General features: G+C 64.6%; 14 protein-coding genes. 2 read left to right on the forward strand and 12 right to left on the reverse strand.

The window, feature by feature from the left end:
• Positions 1 to 30 precede the first annotated feature (30 nt).
• The 8 genes from atpA to AC04SG_RS26485 form a co-directional block, all read right to left on the reverse strand.
• Positions 31 to 1,560 (reverse strand): F0F1 ATP synthase subunit alpha, encoded by a 1,530-nt coding sequence (atpA, locus tag AC04SG_RS26450; protein ID WP_192252664.1) that lies wholly within the window; start codon positions 1,558 to 1,560, stop codon positions 31 to 33.
• Positions 1,560 to 2,120: a F0F1 ATP synthase subunit delta gene (locus AC04SG_RS26455; RefSeq protein ID WP_455857505.1), complete on the reverse strand. Its 561-nt coding sequence runs from the start codon at positions 2,118 to 2,120 to the stop codon at positions 1,560 to 1,562. The genes atpA and AC04SG_RS26455 overlap by 1 nt, the downstream gene beginning before the upstream one ends.
• A gap of 236 nt (positions 2,121 to 2,356) precedes the next feature.
• Positions 2,357 to 2,752 (reverse strand): AGROH133_08824 family phage infection protein, encoded by a 396-nt coding sequence (locus tag AC04SG_RS26460; protein ID WP_112559758.1) that lies wholly within the window; start codon positions 2,750 to 2,752, stop codon positions 2,357 to 2,359.
• Between the two features lie 96 nt (positions 2,753 to 2,848).
• On the reverse strand, positions 2,849 to 3,544 hold the full coding sequence (locus AC04SG_RS26465; protein ID WP_488553438.1) for an aspartate/glutamate racemase family protein: 696 nt from the start codon (positions 3,542 to 3,544) through the stop codon (positions 2,849 to 2,851).
• A 106-nt stretch (positions 3,545 to 3,650) separates the two neighbouring features.
• A complete protein-coding gene (locus tag AC04SG_RS26470) occupies positions 3,651 to 4,985 on the reverse strand; it encodes a lysine N(6)-hydroxylase/L-ornithine N(5)-oxygenase family protein (protein WP_488553439.1) in 1,335 nt (444 codons plus the stop codon).
• Entirely contained in the window at positions 4,982 to 6,796 is a 1,815-nt protein-coding gene (locus AC04SG_RS26475) for an IucA/IucC family protein (RefSeq protein ID WP_488553440.1), read from the reverse strand. The genes AC04SG_RS26470 and AC04SG_RS26475 overlap by 4 nt, the downstream gene beginning before the upstream one ends.
• On the reverse strand, positions 6,793 to 7,857 hold the full coding sequence (locus tag AC04SG_RS26480; protein WP_488553441.1) for a GNAT family N-acetyltransferase: 1,065 nt from the start codon (positions 7,855 to 7,857) through the stop codon (positions 6,793 to 6,795). The genes AC04SG_RS26475 and AC04SG_RS26480 overlap by 4 nt, the downstream gene beginning before the upstream one ends.
• Positions 7,854 to 9,626: an IucA/IucC family protein gene (locus tag AC04SG_RS26485; RefSeq protein WP_488553442.1), complete on the reverse strand. Its 1,773-nt coding sequence runs from the start codon at positions 9,624 to 9,626 to the stop codon at positions 7,854 to 7,856. Before AC04SG_RS26485 ends, AC04SG_RS26480 begins: the two co-directional genes overlap by 4 nt.
• A 122-nt stretch (positions 9,627 to 9,748) precedes the next feature.
• Here AC04SG_RS26485 and AC04SG_RS26490 point away from each other — a divergent pair, with 122 nt between their 5' ends.
• Positions 9,749 to 10,915: an MFS transporter gene (locus tag AC04SG_RS26490; protein WP_488553443.1), complete on the forward strand. Its 1,167-nt coding sequence runs from the start codon at positions 9,749 to 9,751 to the stop codon at positions 10,913 to 10,915.
• An 11-nt stretch (positions 10,916 to 10,926) separates the two neighbouring features.
• Here the strand turns inward: AC04SG_RS26490 and AC04SG_RS26495 are convergent, their stop codons facing one another.
• From AC04SG_RS26495 to AC04SG_RS26510, 4 genes are all read right to left on the reverse strand, one after another.
• Complete coding sequence (locus tag AC04SG_RS26495; protein WP_488553444.1) at positions 10,927 to 12,213, reverse strand: RhtX/FptX family siderophore transporter; 1,287 nt, start codon at positions 12,211 to 12,213, stop codon at positions 10,927 to 10,929.
• Positions 12,210 to 12,560, reverse strand: coding sequence for a hypothetical protein (locus tag AC04SG_RS26500; RefSeq protein WP_488553445.1), 351 nt, complete (start codon positions 12,558 to 12,560; stop codon positions 12,210 to 12,212). The genes AC04SG_RS26495 and AC04SG_RS26500 overlap by 4 nt, the downstream gene beginning before the upstream one ends.
• 39 nt (positions 12,561 to 12,599) lie before the next feature.
• Positions 12,600 to 14,747 carry a TonB-dependent receptor gene (locus AC04SG_RS26505; RefSeq protein WP_488553446.1) on the reverse strand — a complete coding sequence of 716 codons (2,148 nt, stop codon included), beginning with the start codon at positions 14,745 to 14,747 and terminating at the stop codon, positions 12,600 to 12,602.
• 335 nt (positions 14,748 to 15,082) lie between these two features.
• Complete coding sequence (locus AC04SG_RS26510) at positions 15,083 to 17,266, reverse strand: primosomal protein N' (RefSeq protein ID WP_488553447.1); 2,184 nt, start codon at positions 17,264 to 17,266, stop codon at positions 15,083 to 15,085.
• A gap of 90 nt (positions 17,267 to 17,356) precedes the next feature.
• On the opposite strand from AC04SG_RS26510, the gene fsa reads away from it, so the two are divergent.
• Positions 17,357 to 18,013: a fructose-6-phosphate aldolase gene (gene fsa / locus AC04SG_RS26515; protein WP_112559768.1), complete on the forward strand. Its 657-nt coding sequence runs from the start codon at positions 17,357 to 17,359 to the stop codon at positions 18,011 to 18,013.
• Positions 18,014 to 18,123: the final 110 nt, after the last annotated feature.

Raw genomic sequence — 18,123 nt, forward strand, 5'->3', positions numbered from 1 at the left:
TTCAAACCTGATCCCGTCCGTCCGGCTTTCTCAAGCGAAGGTCTTGGCGAAGGCATCGATCTCGGCCTTCAGCTTGGCGCGCAGATCGTCCGACAGCGCCTTCTCCTTGCGGATGCCGTCAAGCACGTCCTTACCGGCCGAGCGCATGTGGCTGAGCAGGCCATGCTCGAACTTGCCGACCTGATTGATCGCCAGCTTGTCGAGGTAGCCGTTGACACCGGCGAAGATCACCGCGACCTGTTCCTCGACCTTGAGCGGCGAGAACTGCGGCTGCTTCAGGAGTTCGGTCAGACGCGAACCGCGATTGAGCAGGCGCTGCGTGGCGGCGTCGAGATCGGAGCCGAACTGCGCGAAGGCCGCCATTTCGCGGTACTGCGCGAGCTCGCCCTTGATCGAGCCAGCGACCTGCTTCATCGCCTTGATCTGCGCCGACGAACCGACGCGCGACACCGACAGACCGACGTTGACGGCCGGGCGAACGCCCTGGAAGAACAGATTGGTTTCGAGGAAGATCTGGCCGTCGGTGATCGAGATCACGTTGGTCGGGATGTAGGCCGACACGTCGTTGGCCTGCGTCTCGATGACCGGCAGCGCGGTCAGCGAACCGCCGCCATTGTCGTCATTGAGCTTGGCGGCGCGCTCGAGCAGGCGCGAATGCAGGTAGAACACGTCGCCCGGATAGGCTTCGCGGCCCGGCGGGCGGCGCAGCAAGAGCGACATCTGGCGATAGGCGACGGCCTGCTTCGACAGATCGTCATAGCTGATCAGCGCGTGCATGCCGTTGTCGCGGAAATATTCGCCCATGGTGCAGGCGGTGAATGGCGCCAGGAACTGCATCGGCGCCGGATCGGAAGCGGTGGCGGCGACGATGATCGAATAGTCAAGCGCGCCGCGCTCCTCGAGCACTTTCACGAACTGCGCGACGGTCGAGCGCTTCTGACCGATGGCGACGTAGACGCAGTAGAGCTTTTCCTTCTCCGGGCCGTTGTCGTGGACCGCCTTCTGGTTGAGCATCGTGTCGAGAATGATGGCGGTCTTGCCGGTCTGGCGGTCACCGATGACCAGCTCGCGCTGGCCGCGGCCGACCGGGATCAGCGCGTCGATGGCCTTGAGGCCGGTCGACATCGGCTCGTTCACCGACTTGCGCGGGATGATGCCTGGCGCCTTGACGTCGACGCGCTTGCGTTCGGTTGCCTTGATCGGGCCCTTGCCGTCGATCGGGTTGCCGAGCGCGTCGACGACGCGGCCGAGCAGGCCCATGCCGACTGGCGCATCGACGATGGCGCCGGTCCGCTTGACGGTGTCGCCTTCCTTGATGTCGCGGTCGGCGCCGAAGATGACGACGCCGACATTGTCGGCTTCAAGGTTGAGGGCCATGCCGCGGATGCCGCCGGGGAATTCGACCATCTCGCCGGCCTGGACATTGTCGAGGCCGTAGACGCGAGCGATACCGTCACCGACGGACAGCACCTGTCCAACTTCGGAGACCTCGGCCTCCTTGCCGAAATTCTTGATCTGGTCTTTCAGAATTGCGGAAATTTCCGCGGCGCGGATGTCCATCAGCCGACCTCTTTCAGTGCAAGCTTGAGCGAATTGAGTTTGGTTTTGAGCGACGTATCGATCTGGCGCGAGCCCATCTTGACCACCAGCCCGCCGAGCAGCGACGGATCGACGGTAACGGATATGGCCACGTCCTTGCCGGCGACGCTTTTCAGCGCGGCCTTGAGTTCGGTCTGCTGCGCCGCCGTCAGTTCATGCGCCGAGGTGACCTCGGCAGCGGTCTCACCGCGATGCTCGGCGGCGATCTGGCGGAATGCCTTGATCATGCCGGGCACGGCGAAGAGGCGACGGTTGCGGGCGACGACGCGCAGGAAATTGCCGGTGAGACCAGTGATGCCCGCCTTGTCGGCGATCGCTGCGATGGCCTTGGCCTGGTCCTCGCTGGAGAACACCGGGCTGTTGATGAGGCGGGTCAGGTCGGCGCTGCCATCCAGCATCGTTGCGAAGCTGTTGAGGTCGGCCTCGACCTTGGCCACTGAATTGGACTGCAGTGCGAGTTCGAACAGCGAACCCGCGTAGCGTTCTGCGACACCTGAGATTGGCGATGACGATTGAGCCACGGACCGTCTTTTCTCTTGTCTGACAGGCCGCAGATTGTTGGCGCGAGCAAAAAACTCTGGCTAAATCTTTGACCTTACTAAGTTTTTCCAAGCACGAAGACGCGGCTTCCGCTATCCCCGGCCGAAAGTCGATTGCCGTCTAGCACAGGCATTTTAAGACCGCAATGCGTCGTTCCGCATGCTTTTCAGGCACTATTGTCGCATCCGGCGGCAGAGTTCAACCGAAGCCTTTGGATTCAGGGCAGAAAGCCGAAGACGAAGGCGAGCGGCAGTGCGGCCAGCACCAGCTCGACAATGATCGACGCCCAGTTGAAAGGCGTGTTCGCGCCATCCGACATCATCGACAGCAAACGGCCGAAAGCGGTGAACAGCCAGGAGAAGCCGAGCGCCATATAGAGCCATGGCTGCGCCAAAAGAATGCAGCACAGGCTGACGCCGAGATAGAAGCCGGACATGCGGCCGCGCCCTTCGGCGATGGCCGCTGCCTTTTCCGGTCGAACCTGCAGCCTGAGGATGCGAAAGGCGAGCCCCGGCGCGAGGAAGAATATGAGGCCAAGCGCCAAGGTGACGACGGCGCTCGACCACGCCAGCCATTCGCCCTGGCTGGTCGGCCACGGAAACGCAAACTCCATCTTTGTCCCCTCGCAAATGGCTCTCTGAAATCGGGAGCATTCTAGCGAAGGAAAGACTGCGCGCCAGATGGCGGTGGGCAGTTTAGCAACCGCGCATCAGCCAAGCGCGAACTCGACCGCCGCCTCGGCATGGATGCGCGTGGTGTCGAACACCGGAATGTCGAAATCGCCTTGGCCGATCAACATGGCGATCTCGGTGCAGCCCATGATGACGCCGTCAATCTTTTCATCGCGCCGCAAGCGGGTGACCTCGTCGAGGTAGGCCGCCTTCGATGGTGCGCTGACGATGCCCTGGCAGAGCTCGTCATAGATCACCCGATGCACCATGTCGCGGCCGGCCTGGTCCGGCACCATCGGCTCGAGGCCATATTTGTCGGCCAGCCGGCCCTTGTAGAAATCCTGCTCCATGGTGAAACGCGTCGCCAGCAGCGCCGGCCGCCTGACGCCGGCGCCCTTGACCGCCACTGCCGTGGCATCGGCGATGTGGATAAGTGGAATGGACACCGCCGCCTGCACTTGGCCGGCGAGCTTGTGCATGGTGTTGGTGCAAATCAGCAGCCCCTCGGCGCCGCCCGCCTCCAGCTTGCGCGCGGCATCCGCCAGAAGCACGCCCGCACCGTCCCAGTCGCCGTGATGCTGCCGCTCGGCGATCTCGGCGAAGTCGAAGGAATGGAGCAACAGCTTTGCCGAATGCAGCCCGCCCAATCGCTCGCGCACAATCTCGTTGAGCAGGCGGTAGTAGATGGCGGTCGATTCCCAGCTCATGCCGCCGAGCAGGCCAAGGGTTTTCATACGCTGAGACTCCAGCAGGACCGGACAATCTCTCTCACAGAAAAGCTTTGCAGGTCGATGTCAACCTGAAGGCGAGCCGCACCGCGCTGCGGCCCACGCCCAAATGTCAGCGCGCACCCGATTCGGTCATCCTCGCACTGGTGCCGAGGTGATGCAGGCTTTGTGCCGTATGCCTCGAACTCCAGGCAACCGGCGGGTCGGGCAAATCGAGATCGAAATGTGCCCTCCCGAGCAGTGAATTGACGATCTTGGCGCTGCGCCAGGCCATCAGGCTGAGCTGCGGCTCGGCTATGCCATGGCTGAGGCGACCAGCATTGAGCGCGTAGATGCGCCGGTCATCCGGCCCGTCCCACTCAACCTCGAAGCTGGCGTTGAGCCGGTAGTGGCCGCGCTCGTCCAGCGCGATCCTGTCCATCAGCGGCGCCATGCAGTCGGGAATCGCAAAGGCATAGCCGGTGGCCAGCACCACCGCATCGACGGCGCGCGTCTCGATGGCGCCGTCGAAGCCGTTGCGCATGATCAGCCGGTATTCACTGCCTTCCCGTGTCACGTTAAGCACTTCGCGGTGCGGCGTCATGTTGACCGTCGTCGCCTCCTCAGAAAGGTGCCGCAGCGTGTAAAGCCGGCGGTAGATCGCCTTCAGCGTGCTCGTCGATGCGCCGTCGCCGGCAAGCAGCTGCTGTTCCAGGATGGTTTCGCGCCGCCCCTGCGGCAGCCGATGGAAGTTTTCCACATAGCCCGGCGTAAAGAGCTCGTCGGTGAAGGGCGAGTCGTCCAGCGGCAGGAAATTTGGCCGCATCGAGATCCACTCGATCTCGCGGCCGGCGAAGCGGTCGGAGGAGATCAGATGCAGCAGCACTTCGGCGCCGCTCTGGCCACCGCCGATGACGGCAATACGCTGCCCGGTCAGGCGATTGAGACGGTTGGCGGCCTGGGCGTTGTGGAAGCATTGGTCGGAGGCCGCCGCTCGCGCCCAGGCAGGGATGTTGGGCTCCAGTCCGACGGCAATGGCAAGATTGCGCGCGCTCACCGCCTCACGGCCAATACGGAGCCTGAAATTCGTTCCGTCGAAGTCGATCTGGTCGACGGCACTGGCAAAGCGCAGCGAAGACAGGTTCTCGCCGACCCATGCGAGATAGCGGGCGAATTCCGGCCGCGGGATGGCGGAGAAATCTGCGTTCAGGAACTCGTAGAACTGCTTCTGCGAGACCAGATAGGACATGAACGACCATGGGCTGGTCGGATGCGTCGCGGTGACGAGGTCCTTGAGAAAAGACGTCTGCAGTTCGACGCCCGGCAGCATCATGCCGGGGTGCCATTCAAGCCGCGTCGCCCGGTCGAAGAAGCGCGCTTCGACGCCGTCCACCGCATCGAGATGGGCGGCGAGGCTGAGGTTGAACGGCCCGATACCGATGCCGGCGAGGTCAAGTGCTTGGGTCATGGCGAACTCCTTCTGGGAGCTGGCTGGGCTGATGGGAGGTCGCCGGGCTGACTCGGGTTGAGCGGATTGTCGAGCGGTGTGCCGAGGTCGGGCAGAGGGCGTTCGCCGCTATCGCCATAGCCGATCGCGAACCGCACCTTGTTGATGGCGATGCGCGGGATTTTTGGCGCAAACAGATCGAAAAGCGCGAACCGGTCCGCCAGTTCAGGATTCTGCACCTGGTAGCGCCGGATAGCGCCGGCGAGAATGCCGTAGAAAATTCTCTCGTCGAAGCGGTCGTATGCGACCAGCGCCTCGGACAGAAAGCGCAGGACGCTGACGATGTGGCCGGTCTGCAAATGCTGGAGAAGATGCGCCGGCGGCCGGCGCTTCAGCGTCGACAGGATTTTTGGGTCGAGGCCGGCAAGTTCGGGAAACGGCTGGTCGATGAGGTCAAGGTCGCCCTGAAAGTCCTTGACCGCCACGCCGACAGGCGTCGCTCCGTCGAGGATGATCGTGACGTTCTGGCCATGGGCGACAAAGCCGACGCCGTATCGGCACATGAAGTGGTAGAGCGGCACGAAGACCGTGGAGAACAGGCGGTCCAGCCATGCCTCCGGACCAAGGCCGGATTGTTCGATCAGGGCGCTGGCGATCGGCCTGCCATGGGCGTCGCGCTGCGGCAAGGCGCCCATCATCATCGGGCGCTGGCCCGTGGCCAAATCCTTTTCGGGGCTTTCGCGCCAGATGGCGCCCAGCATCTCGCAAAACTGATAGGGCGCGCCTTCAACGCCGGTGTAGTGCGGATGCGGATAGAAGGCGCCGGCGACTTCCCTTAAGACCTTGACGTTCTTGAGCACCGGGTCCGCGGCCGCCACCGTGGCCAGCCAGCGCGACAGATCGGCGCCGATCTCCATGTATTTTCCGGGCACCCCGCGCCAGGCCGAGGTGTTGAGGATGGTCAGCGGCAGCTTGATGTGCAGCGCCTCGGGCCGTGCCGCATTGGCAAGTGTGCGCAGCGACTGCAAGGGCAGGAACGGGTCGCCGAACGGGCCAAGCGGCACCAGCCGGCCGGCGGCAATCTCGCCACCATATTGCGAGGCGATCATCGCCTGCCATTGCCAGGGGTGCACCGGCAGCAGCCTGTGCGTCGACCGCGAGACCCCGGCGGCGGTGAAGGCCGTTTCGAGCCTTGCGCGCTCCTCGCCACCGAATGCGGCCTGCAGCAGCGCCTCTTCGTCAAGCCCGCTGTCGAGCGCCAGCTGGCAACGGTCGCGTGCGGCGGCAAGCCAGAAGAGCTGGACGGCCGCGGCGGATTCAGGCGCGTAGCGCTCGAAATCCTCCCGCCCCCAGCCGAGCCGGCCCTTGTTGGCAGGCGCCTTCGGATGGCCGTCGAGCACGGCCTGCAACTCGGTGTCCGGCAGCGCCGCAAGCTCGGCCGCCGGTCGGCCGGCGCGCACTTTGGCGATGCGCATGTCGGCCATCAGCGTGTTGTAGAGTTCTTTCGCATAGGTGCAGAACGTTGCCGGCGACATGCCGAGCGTCTCGCGTGCGTCGGCGAAGAAGGCGACCGCATCGTCGACCGGCAGCTCGATGCCGGCATCGCGGGTCAGCGTCTCGGGGCGGACGGCGATCTGGCCCCATATGCGCCGTGTCGCGGCAAAACGATAGGTCACGCCGGGGCCGGGCGTCAGCTCCCATCGGCCGGGCAAAAGCTCGCGCGGCGACAGGCACTCCTCGAAGGTCAGTTCGGAAATGGCCTTGGCGACCGCCTCGCGGTTGACCGCGGTCCAGCATGCCCCCGCCTTGGCGATCGGCTGCTGCACCGTCACAGCGGCACCTCGCGGAAGAAGCGCTCGCGCTCGCAGCAGACCAGTGCCGCGCGCTTGTGCGGAAAATCGAACTCCTTGACCTTGTCGTAGGCGGCATCGGCGCAATAGCTCAGCATCTTCTGGTGCGCCGCGCGCGGCTCGCCGACGATGCGCTGCGTGCGCGGCTCGTCCAGGAACAGATAGTGGGTGACGGAACGGAACAGAGCCAGTGTCTTCGGCCGGCCGAGATGGCGCGTATTGCCGATCAACCCATGCCAGCCACGGTCCCAGTCGAGCGGCTCGTAATAGGGCCCGAGGCGATCCTCCTTGGCCCAGTAGAACTCGAAATAGCCGGTCGGCTCGCCGTCGAAACTGGCGATGACGCCGAAGATGTGCGGATCGCTTTCCTGCTCGGCGAGATATTTGTCGAGCTCCTCATGGCTCTGGGCAAGCTCCCAGAAAAAGGCGACACGGCCATCGTTCATCCAGCAATGGAAGAGATCGAGATCGGTCCGTCGGTCGATCGGACGCAGCGACACGGTGAGGCCGATCTCGGCAATCCAGCGCTCGTACATCGGGCCGCAGGGGCGCGGCTGACGCAACGGCGGCAGTCGGTCTTCCGGGCCGATCGCGGTCGTCAGCGCCGGATAGGTGGAATGCGAGGCCTGGCTGCGCCACAAGAGCGGCAGCTGGCGCAGGACCGAGCGATGGATGATCGCGCGTTCCGGTTCACCCGCTGCCACCTCGGTAGCCAGCGTCGAAACCGGCCACAGCGTCTTGGCAACCGGCAGGAAAGCGCGGTCGAAGGAGGGATGCAGGCGCAGCGCGGCATCGACGAGACCCGCCAGGATCTGCGGTTGGTCGAGACGTCCGCCGGCGAAGGCGACGTCATCGATCAGCAGGCGGCCATCCGCCACGGAGATGCGGGCCTGTCCGGCCGCTGTTCCGTCAGCATCGACCAGGCTGACATGGCCATCGCCGGCACGGATGGCGAGCGGCTCTGCGGCGGAGGCCAGATGCTGCCATCCTTCGTTGCCGGCAGCGGTGGCGGGCGACCAGTTTTTCGCAGCCTCGATGTTCATGCGTACTCTCTCACATGCAGGGGGTTGGGAAGCTCGACGTAACCGGCCAGCGGGTCGGTCACCTCGGTGTTCTCGTTGATGTCTCGCAGCGCGATCAGGAAATTGCCTTTGGCGGCCAGCGTCGGCGCGTTGAGCAAATAGTCGACGCAGGACCGGTCGGCCATCGGCGTGGCGGCCAGCCGCTCGAGCGAACGGCGGAATATCGCCAGCAGGTCGTCTTCCCTGGCGAGGCCAGCGGCGGCAAGCGCTGCGATGGCGGCGAAGGCGCCGTTGACGATCAAATAGTAGCCGAACAGCTTCGCGGCTGCTTCCGATGGGAAGACATGATCTCCCGCCTGACCGGCCTCGGGCAGGAATTCGCGCAGCCTGGGCAGGAATTCCTCGACATAACCCGTGCCCTGGCAGTCGCGGAAATAGAGCGCATTCGGCCAGCCTCCGGAAAGGCCGACGACAAGGTTCTGCTGGTGGGCGCCGAACAGCAGGCCGAATTCCGAGAAGGCAACGATAAAAGGCTCGATGGCGGTTTCGAGGAAACGCTGAAACCACTGACGCGCCGTTTCCTCGACAGGTCTCTTCTCGTCGCGGGCGATGCGGCGGACCAGATCGGACAGATGGCTCTCGCTACAGCCGGGATGGCGCTCGCAAAGCGCGCCGAGAACGGCAGCCCGCGGGCCGCCCGTGCCGCGGAACGGATTTTCGCGAAACGAGACGATGGTGTCCGTCATCAGCCGGCCGTCTTCGTCGCGCAGGCCGAACCAGCCCGGCTCGCCCAGCACCGTCATGGTCGGGCAGCGGGTCTTCAAGGCGTCGCCAAGTTGGCCCTTGACCAGCCGGTGCACCGAAAGGCCGCGCCGGCATTCGTGTTCCTCAACGATGCGCCGGGAGTTGGTCAGGCGCAGGCTGAGCGAGAATTTCAGCATCCACTCGGTTTCAGCTGAATGAATCGTACGTAGCGAGGTCGTGGCCCGCCATACTGGCCCGCCGAGCCCGAGATCGACGATACGGCCGGCGCGGAACAGGCTTTCGACGCGGTCTTCCAGCATCAGCCGCGCCGCCTGCCACGGATGCATCGGAACGAGAATCGTGCCTTGCTCCCGGCCGGCCCGGGCGAGCAGCTGCGCATCGCTGACGGCGAGCCCGCGGGCCATCTCGGTGATTTCAAGCGGTTCGACGCTGCCGCCGGCGAGTATGGCCGGATCGACGGCCCACCAGCGCAGTTTGAATTGATTGCCGTATTCGTGTCCGAAGCGCTCGGAATCCGTCTGCGTGAATTCTTCGCGGCTCATCGGCGCCGGATGCACGGCGTGGCCAAAGCGCAGCGCGCTCTCGGCTTCGATGAAATCCGGATCGCGTTCGGAGAAGGGCCGCGACGATCCGCGCGCCGCGGTCGCCTCTGCGATCGCGGCGATGCTGGCCAGGCTACGGCGCAGGAAAGTCAGCCGGCTTTTCGGTGTCGCCCGGCCGGCAATGTCTGGCTCCGCCAGGATCAGCGCCAAAAGGCTGAAAAGATCGATCTCGGTCGCTTCGCCATCGGCATCGAGCCGCCAGAGCGGCATCGCGAAATCGTGGTAACCGACCTTCGAGCGATGCCGCGCCTCGACGAGCACCTCCGCGCGCGAGGCAGGGAACTTCAGGCGCAGCACATTCGCCTGCGGCCGGAACAATCCGGTTTGGCTCGCGTCGATGAATTCCCAGCCATCCCATTCCCGCAGCAACGCGTTGAGGATCGGGCTTAATGCAGAGGAAGCTTCTGATCCTATTCGCTCCATATTCGCCCTCATAAACTCTGAACGATATTGTATATATAGGATATTATACTTTTATAGATCTCAATATTTCTATTGATCATCTAACACAAATAAGAAATAAGCTTTTCGCTGTGATGAGCAATATGAAAAATCGATCTTCGCTTCTGCGCCGCCTGGCAATCGCGGTCTCCGCGATCGGCTTCGGCCAGTCGGCCTTCGTGTCGCTCGTTCCCCTGGTGATGGAGCGGCTGAGGCTCGACACATTTGCCGTCGGCGCGGCAACCGCTGTCGGCGCGGCGGCCTTCCTGGTCGGCTCGCCGCTGTGGGGCCGCATGGGCGAACGGCTTGGCCACGCCAGGCTGTTGCGCCTGCTTGGCCTCGCCATGCTGGCCGGTCAGGCGGTGTTCGCCATGCTGCTGACAGCCGGGACCCAAGCAGCACTCGGCATCGCCCTGCTGATGCTCTCGCGCTTCGTCTACGGCTTTGCCGCATCGGCCGTCATGCCGACGGCGCAGGTCTGGGCCAGCCGCTCGGTTGCCGACGACCGGCGCCAGGCCGCGTTGGGGCTGCTCGGCGCCGGCGTCAGCATGGGACGGCTGGCCGGCGCGCTGCCGGCGGCGGCTGCCGTGCTGTCGCCGCTGCTGCCGCCCATCCTGTTCCTGTTCAGTCCGCTGCTGCTGTGGCTCGCGCCGGGCCGGGAGCAGAGCGGCGGACAGGGCGACGCCAAGACGGCCGATGCCGGCCGCGGAATATCGCCCTTCGATCGCCGCGCTCTGCCTTGCCTGGCGATCGGCTTGTGCCTGACGCTGGGCTTCGGACAGGTGCAGATGGTACTCGGCCCCATGGTCCAGCAGCGCTTCGCCCTTGGCGCGGCGCAGGCGACGACGGTGACCGGCCTCGCTTTGATGCTGGTGGCCATCGTCATGGTTCTGGTTCAGGGGCTGGTCGTAGCCCGCCTGCGGTTGGCGGAGCGCAACAGCGTTGTCGTGGGCTGCGTCCTGGTTTGCGCCGGCATGACGATGCTGGCCGTCACGGCCAGCCATATCGTCTCGGCGACGTCCCTGATGGTGGCGGCCGCCGGCATTGCGCTGGCGACGCCCGGCTACACCGCCTGGCTGATGAAGCGCCTGGAGCCCGCCGAGCAAGGCGCCGCGGCCGGCTGGCTCACCAGCACCCATGTGCTCGGCCAGAGCATCGGCGCATTGGCCGGCGGCTTTGCCTTCACGCTCTGGCCCTTTGCGCCGCTGGCCGGCTGCGCGGCGCTGGCGCTGGCCGCCGCCTGTCTCGCCGCCATGCTTCGCAAGCACTAGCCAAACCGCGCTCATTCGGCGACCTCCGGCAGCGGCTGCGTCGGAGCTTCCGGCGGGGCTTTTGCGGCATCGGCAAAATGGGCGCTCAGCATGCGATAGGTCGCCACCACGGCAATGGCCGACAGCACGGTCGCCAGGGTGAACAGCGCGGCGTAGCCGAGCATGTCGGCGAGGCGCCCGGCAACCATGGAGCCGACGAGGTAGACGATGAGCTGGGCGCAGGACAGGATGGTGAAATCGGTGCCCGGCTGGTCCGACGAGGTTACCGCCATGAACAGGCTGTAGAGCGCCACGATCTCCATGTAGCGCACCAGCGTCTGCAGGAACGATGCGCCGAAGATCGGCCAGAAGCCGGCAATGGCGCCGAAAGCATGCAGCGCGAAGATCAGGAAGCAGATGGTGCGCAGCGCGCCGAGCAGGCCGAGCACCGAAGCGGCGCCCCGCTTGTGCAGCAGCCACGCCGCCAGCGCCGAGCCGCCGAGCCCGACGGTGAGCGCGGCGCCGCCCGAGAGATAACCGATGATGTCGAGCGGCACGCCGGCATCGACGAGATAGGAGCCTTCCATCGACTTCACCAGCCCTTCGCTGGCCCGGTAGATGAGCGCGATCCACAGGATCTGGCGTGCCTCGGGCCGGCGCAGGAAGCGCAGGATGGAGGGGCGGTTTATGACGGCCTGCGGCGCGTTGGCGACGGGATCGGTCTCGCGCATGGCGAAGGCGGCAAACAGCGGGATGACCGACAGCGCGGCCACCATGGCCACCATGGTTTGCCAGCCGGCATGATGATAGGTCAACAGGCCAAGCGTGCCGCCGAGGACGACCCCGAGCGCGACGGAGCCGCCCTGGATCGCATTGCCGATCGGCCTGTCCTTCGGATCGAGATACTTGGCCGCGTAGCCGTCGGTGGCGATGTCCTGCGTCGACATCAAAAGGCTCACAACAAGGCCGACGGCAAATATACCGGCGACATCGGTCGGCTCGATCCACAGCATGGCGACGATGCCGGCGATGACGCCGACCTGGGTGATGATGACCCAGCCGGCGCGATGCGCGCGGGCCAACGGCCGGAAGCGGTCGACCAGCGGCGCCCACAGGAATTTCAGCACCAGCGGCAGCATAAGCAGCGCCATCATGCCGATGGCGGTGCGGGAGACGCCCTGCTCGCGCAGGATCGGCGGGATCGCCGCGGCAAACAGATAGCTCGGAATGGCCTGCGCCAGATAGAGGCAGGCCAGGACGACGAAGAGCCGCAGGCGCGAAAGGCCGGCAGGCGCCGGCCAGTCTGCGTCGCCGCTCATTTGGCATATTCCTTCGGCGCGTAGCCGCTCAGGAAGGCGTCGGCCTCCGCCCGGCTGCGGGTGACGAGCACCGGAAAGCCGAACAGGCTTTGCCAGACGCGCCGCATGTTCGCGTCGACCGCGGGGCGCACCAGCGCGCAGGCGCGGCAGACCTTTTCGAGCCGGTCGTGTTCTGCCTTGTACCAGAGGTTTTGCGCCTTGCGCTGGGCGTCGCTCAGCGCGATCTCGATGCCGATATCGACCAGCAGCACGAACGGCTCTTGTTCCAGCGAAAGGCGGCCGAGCGCCTCGACATAGGCCCCGCCATCCGCCGGATCGGCGGGAGCCTCTGCCAGCAGCGAGACCAATGCACCGTTTCGTTGGAGAGACACCGCCATCGCCGCCCCTCAGAAGGTGATCTGGTAGGACAGCGCGACCGAACGCCCCAGACCGGGAACATCGGCACCGCGCGTCGCCGATGCGGAAGGGTTGATGTAGTAGGTGTCGAACACGTTGCGCACCGCAAGGTTCAGCACGCTCTCATTGGCGAACTTCTTCGAGACGGCGAGATTGACCAGCGCGGCACCGTCCAGTTCCTGGGTGGCGATGCGGTCGCGGCCGGAAAACAGCTCCAGCTCGCTGCGCAGGGTCAGCTCGTTCTCGAAATGGGTCGTCAGATAGACCAGCCCCTTGTAGGTCGAGGGAATGCGGTTATTGGGCAAATATTCGTTGGCTTCGATGTGGCCGTCGCGATCCGCATCGTATTTGCCTTCGACATAGCCGACCGATCCGCCAAGCGTGAACATGCCGCTGAGGTCGGCCTCGATATTGGCTTCGACGCCCCAGATGCGTTCCTTCTGCTGCGACACCCGGTTGTTGACGATGTCGTAGCTGACGCCGTTGTCCGAGGTCGACAGATAGGTGCTGACGCCACCACGATAGTCGCCCCAGTCGCCGCGCAGGCCGGCTTCCCAGGTGTTCACCAGCTGGGGCTCCGGCGCGATATCGGCATAGCTGATCGCATAGTCCGGCGCATTGGTGCACGGCAGCAGCGGCCTGATGGCCGTGCCGTAGGCGTCGCAGGTTTCAGCGTTGGAGTTCAACCCGGCGCGGCGGGTGAAGCCGCCAATGTCGGTCAGGCTGTAGCCTTGCGAAAAATTGCCGAAAAGCTGCATCCTTTCGGTCAGGTCGTAGACGGCGCCGGCATTGAAGGTGACGGCGTTGTAGTCGAACGACCCGCCGGTCACCCGGATCGCCGGCAGGCCGATGATGTTGCTGCCAAGCAGGACGGCTGCGGCGGGCCGGGTGAAATCCTCGACATTGAGGTAGAACTGGTCGACGCGCGCCCCGCCGCTCATGCGAAAACGATCCGTCACCGGAATTTCGCCCTGCGCAAACAAGGCGACCGAGTTCTGGGTCGTGGGCGAGATGGCGTCCTGACCGTTGGTCAGCTGTTGATCGGTGGCATCGAAGACGTAGTCGGCGCCCCAGGTCAGTGTGCTGCCCTCCTTTATGAAGTCCATCGGCGTGTTGACGGTCAGATTGACGCCGCTGCGCCGTGACTGCAGCGCCGTCTGGTTGAAGTCGGCCGTCGGGTCCATGCCCGGCGGCAGGATCACCGGCCGCGTCGGGTTTGTCGGCAGGTAGACCTGGCTGTTGACGGCCGAGAATTTGGTGAAGGGCGACTGCTTGAAGATGTCGTTGTAGAACGCCTTGACCTCGAGGTTCCCGAGCGCGAAGTCGCTGTCGGTGTATTTGGCGGTCAGGTATTTCGAATCTTCCTTCAGCGGCTTGCCTTCATAGGGATCGCCGAAATCCGGGGAGACAGGATTGGTCGTGTAATCGGTGAACCAGTCCGGCTTCTGGCTGGCATAGGTCCAGTCGACACTGACCTCAAAGCGCCGCGCATCGAACTGATAACCGGCCACGCCGAACAGATTGCCCGTGCCGGTGCGGTCGCCGCCGCCTTGCCCAAGCATGGCGTCGGAAGCCATCTCGTTGCCGTGGCCGTCATAGGTGCGGCGCGACAGATCGCCGGAGGCCGAGAAGAAATAGTCGAAATCGCCTTTCTTGCCCTCGACCGAGACGCTGGTGCTGGGCCCGGCCGATTTGCCGGGATTCTCGGTGAAGGCGGTGACGCCGGTGCGCACCGTCACCTTCGGCTTGTCGCTGTCGCCACGCTTGGTGATGAAGTTGATCGTGCCGCCGGTTGCGCCGGCGCCATAGAGGCTGGACGCACCGTTGATGACCTCGATGCGCTCGACCGAATTCAGGTCGATCATCGACAGGATGCGTGACACGTCACGCAGCGGCGTGTTGCGCGGCACGCCGTCGACCATGATGAGCACGCTGCGCCCGCGGAAGGTTTCCGAGGCGCCCGAAATGGTCTGGTTGCGTGGCGCGTAGCCGGGGACGATGCGGCTGATCAGGGTCGCGGCGTCGATGTTCTCCTGCGCAGCTTCCTCGACCTGTTCCCGTTCCACGACCTGGACAGACTGGGCAACGCTGGAAATGGACCTTTCATTGCGGCCGGTGACCAGGATCTGGTCGAGCACGGTGGCTCCCTGACTATCTGTTGGGGCGGCTTCCTGGGCGAATGCCGCGCCTGCCAGGATCGACGACCCCAAAGCCGATGACCAGAGAAGTGAAATGTAAAATCTGCGCATGCTGCCCCCAACCATGCCCTGGTCCCCAGTGCCAAAGCGGAAAGGCCCAGTTATAATTCATGATAAAACGAGTCAACATTTATTTTATGAGTTTTTTGATCAGGATTACTCAGCAAACGGAACGGCAGTCAGGTATATGAGCCACGCGTATTTTAGCGCATGCTAAGACACTGAGCTTTCTTGACAAACGGCTTCGGGGCGCCGCCGCGGGCGTTAGCCTTTGCTTACAAAAAGCTTTGCGGGTCGATGTCGACCTGTACGCGGACCGAGCCGCGTTGCTTCGGCCCTTCAGCCAGCATGGTGCGGATGAAGCCTTGCATGTCGGCCCGTCGCTCGCCCTGGATCAGCAAGCGGAAGCGGTGGCGCCCGCCAAGCAGGGACAGCGGCGCCTCGGCCGGGCCAAGCACGAACAGGTCGCTGGCCTGGGGTGCTGCGCGGCGCAAACCACGAGCGTGGCCTTCGGCCTCCGCCCGGGTCACCGCGCTGACAATGACGCCGGCGAGCCGGCCGAAAGGCGGCAGGGCCGCCCGTTCGCGCTCGGTGATCTCGCGTTCGTAAAACGCCTCGGCGTCGCCCGAGACGATCGCCCGCATCACCGGATGGTCCGGCTGAAAAGTCTGCAGCAGGCCGAGGCTCTTCTTGCCGGTGCGCCCCGCGCGGCCTGTCACCTGGCTGAGCAACTGGAAGGTGCGCTCGGCAGCGCGCGGATCGCCATTGGCGAGACCCAGATCCGCATCGACGACACCGACCAGCGTCATGTTGGGGAAGTTATGCCCTTTGGCGACCAGTTGCGTGCCGATGACGATATCGGCCTCGCCATTGGCGATGGCCTCCAGCTCCAGCCGCAGCCGCCGCACGCCGCCCATCAGGTCGGAGGACAAGACGATGGTGCGCGCGTCGGGGAAATGCGCCACAACCTCTTCAGCGATGCGCTCGACGCCCGGCCCACAGGCGACGAGATGGTCGAGCGTGCCGCATTCGGGACAGGCCTCCGGCCGCTTTTCATTGTGCCCGCAATGATGGCAGACAAGCTGGCCGCGAAAGCGGTGCTCGACCAGCCAGGCCGAGCAGATCGGGCAGCCGAAGCGGTGGCCGCAGACCCGGCACAGCGTCAGCGGCGCATAGCCACGCCGGTTGAGGAACAGCAGCGACTGTTCATTTTTCTCCAGCGTGCGCTGCATCTGATCGATCAGCAGCGGCGACAGGAAGCCGCCGCGCGCCGGCGGCGCTCGCCGCATGTCGATCGTCTTCAGGTCGGGAAGGGCGGCCTCGGCAAAGCGCGCCGAAAGCACCGCCCTGCTGTAGCGGCCCTGCTGCGCATTGACCCGGCTTTCGACGGACGGCGTCGCTGATGCCAGCACCACCGGAAAGCTGCTGATATGGCCGCGCACCACCGCCATGTCGCGGGCATTGTAGAAGACGCGGTCCTCCTGCTTGTAGGCGGGGTCGTGCTCCTCGTCGACGACGATGAGGCCGAGCTCGCGGAACGGCAGGAACAGCGCCGAACGCGCCCCGGCGACGACGCGCACGCCGCCTTCCGCCAATTGCCGCCAGACCTTTTCGCGCATTCTGGGCGGCAGGTCGGAATGCCATTCGGCCGGCTTGGCGCCGAAGCGCTGCTGGAAGCGTTCGAGGAAGGCATGCGTCAGCGCGATTTCCGGCAACAGGATCAGCACCTGCTTGCCCTGGTCGAGAGCCGCCGCCACCGCTTCGAAATAGACCTCCGTCTTGCCCGATCCGGTAACACCGTCGAGAAGCGTCACGTTGAAAGCACCGGCCGCGACATTGGCGCGCAGCATGGCGGCCGCATCAGCCTGGTCCGGCATAAGCTCCGGCAGGGCGTAAGAGGCATCGGGCGCTGCGACCACCGGTCGCGGCGGGATCATCACCGTCTCGAACACGCCTTGCGCCTTGAGCCCCTCGATCACCGTCGACGACACGCCTGCCGCATGCGCCAGCCCGGATCGCGTCCAGGCGAGGCCACCTTCCGCCGTCTCCAGCACGCGTGTCCTCGCGTCCGTCATCCGATCGGGCATGAGAAGCGTCCGCTGCAGGCCCTCGATCCACGGTTCGGGATCGAACGCCTCCGGCGCCCTGAGCAGCATGCGCGCCACCATGCCGGGCGGCGACAGCGTGTACTGAGCGATCCAGTCGACGAAGCGGCGCATGCCGCGATCGATCGGCGGGCAGTCGAAAACCTGCTCGATCGGCCGCAATTTCTTCGCGTCGACCTGTTCGGTCACGCCGTCCCAGACGATGCCGGCAACCTGGCGCGGACCGAGCGGCACGCGCACGATCGAGCCCGGCACCACGCGCATGCCGGCGGGCACCGCATAGGTGTAGGGCCGTTCGGCCGGCATCGGCACCAGCACTGGCGCGGCTGCGACAAAGGGCGAATCTTCGATCATCGGGCGTGACCTTGCCCCGACTTTGGTCTAGATCAAAGGCCAACCCCGAATGTGCATGGCATGCACATGAAAATCTTTCAGGAGACCCCCATGAAATTTTTTGTCGACACCGCTGACATCAAGGACATTAAGGAACTGAACGATCTGGGGCTGCTCGACGGCGTTACCACCAATCCCTCGCTGATCCTGAAATCCGGCGGCAAGATCGCCGAGGTCACCAAGCAGATCTGTGACATCGTCGAAGGCCCGGTTTCGGCCGAGGTCGTGGCGACCGAATACAAGAACATGATGGCGGAGGCCGAGGTGCTGGCCAAGATCGCGCCCAATGTCTGCATCAAGGTGCCGCTGACCCTGGACGGGCTGAAGGCCTGCAAGACGATCCGTACCCAGATGAACCGCATGGTCAACGTCACCCTGTGCTTCTCGGCCAACCAGGCGCTGCTCGCCGCCAAGGCCGGCGCCTCGTTCATCTCGCCCTTCGTCGGCCGCATCGACGACACCGGTTCGGACGGCATGGAGCTGATCCAGGAGATCCGGCAGATCTACGACAACTACGATTACCCGACCGAGATCCTGACCGCGTCGGTGCGCACCGTGAACCACGTCAAGCAGGCCGCGCTGATCGGCGCCGATGTCATCACCGCCCCGCCGGCGACGCTAAAGGCGCTGGTCAAGCACCCGCTGACCGACAAGGGCCTCGAGCAATTCCTCGCCGACTGGGCCAAGACTGGCCAGAAGATCGGCTGAGATCAGGCTTCGATATCAACGAAAGGGCCGGGAAACCGGCCTTTTTTATTGCGATCCGCATATTGGGGAACACTCAGAGACCGTTTCGAAATTCGCTCTGGCGAGTCATA

The sequence above is a fragment of the Mesorhizobium sp. CNPSo 4684 genome (genome assembly GCF_057784315.1).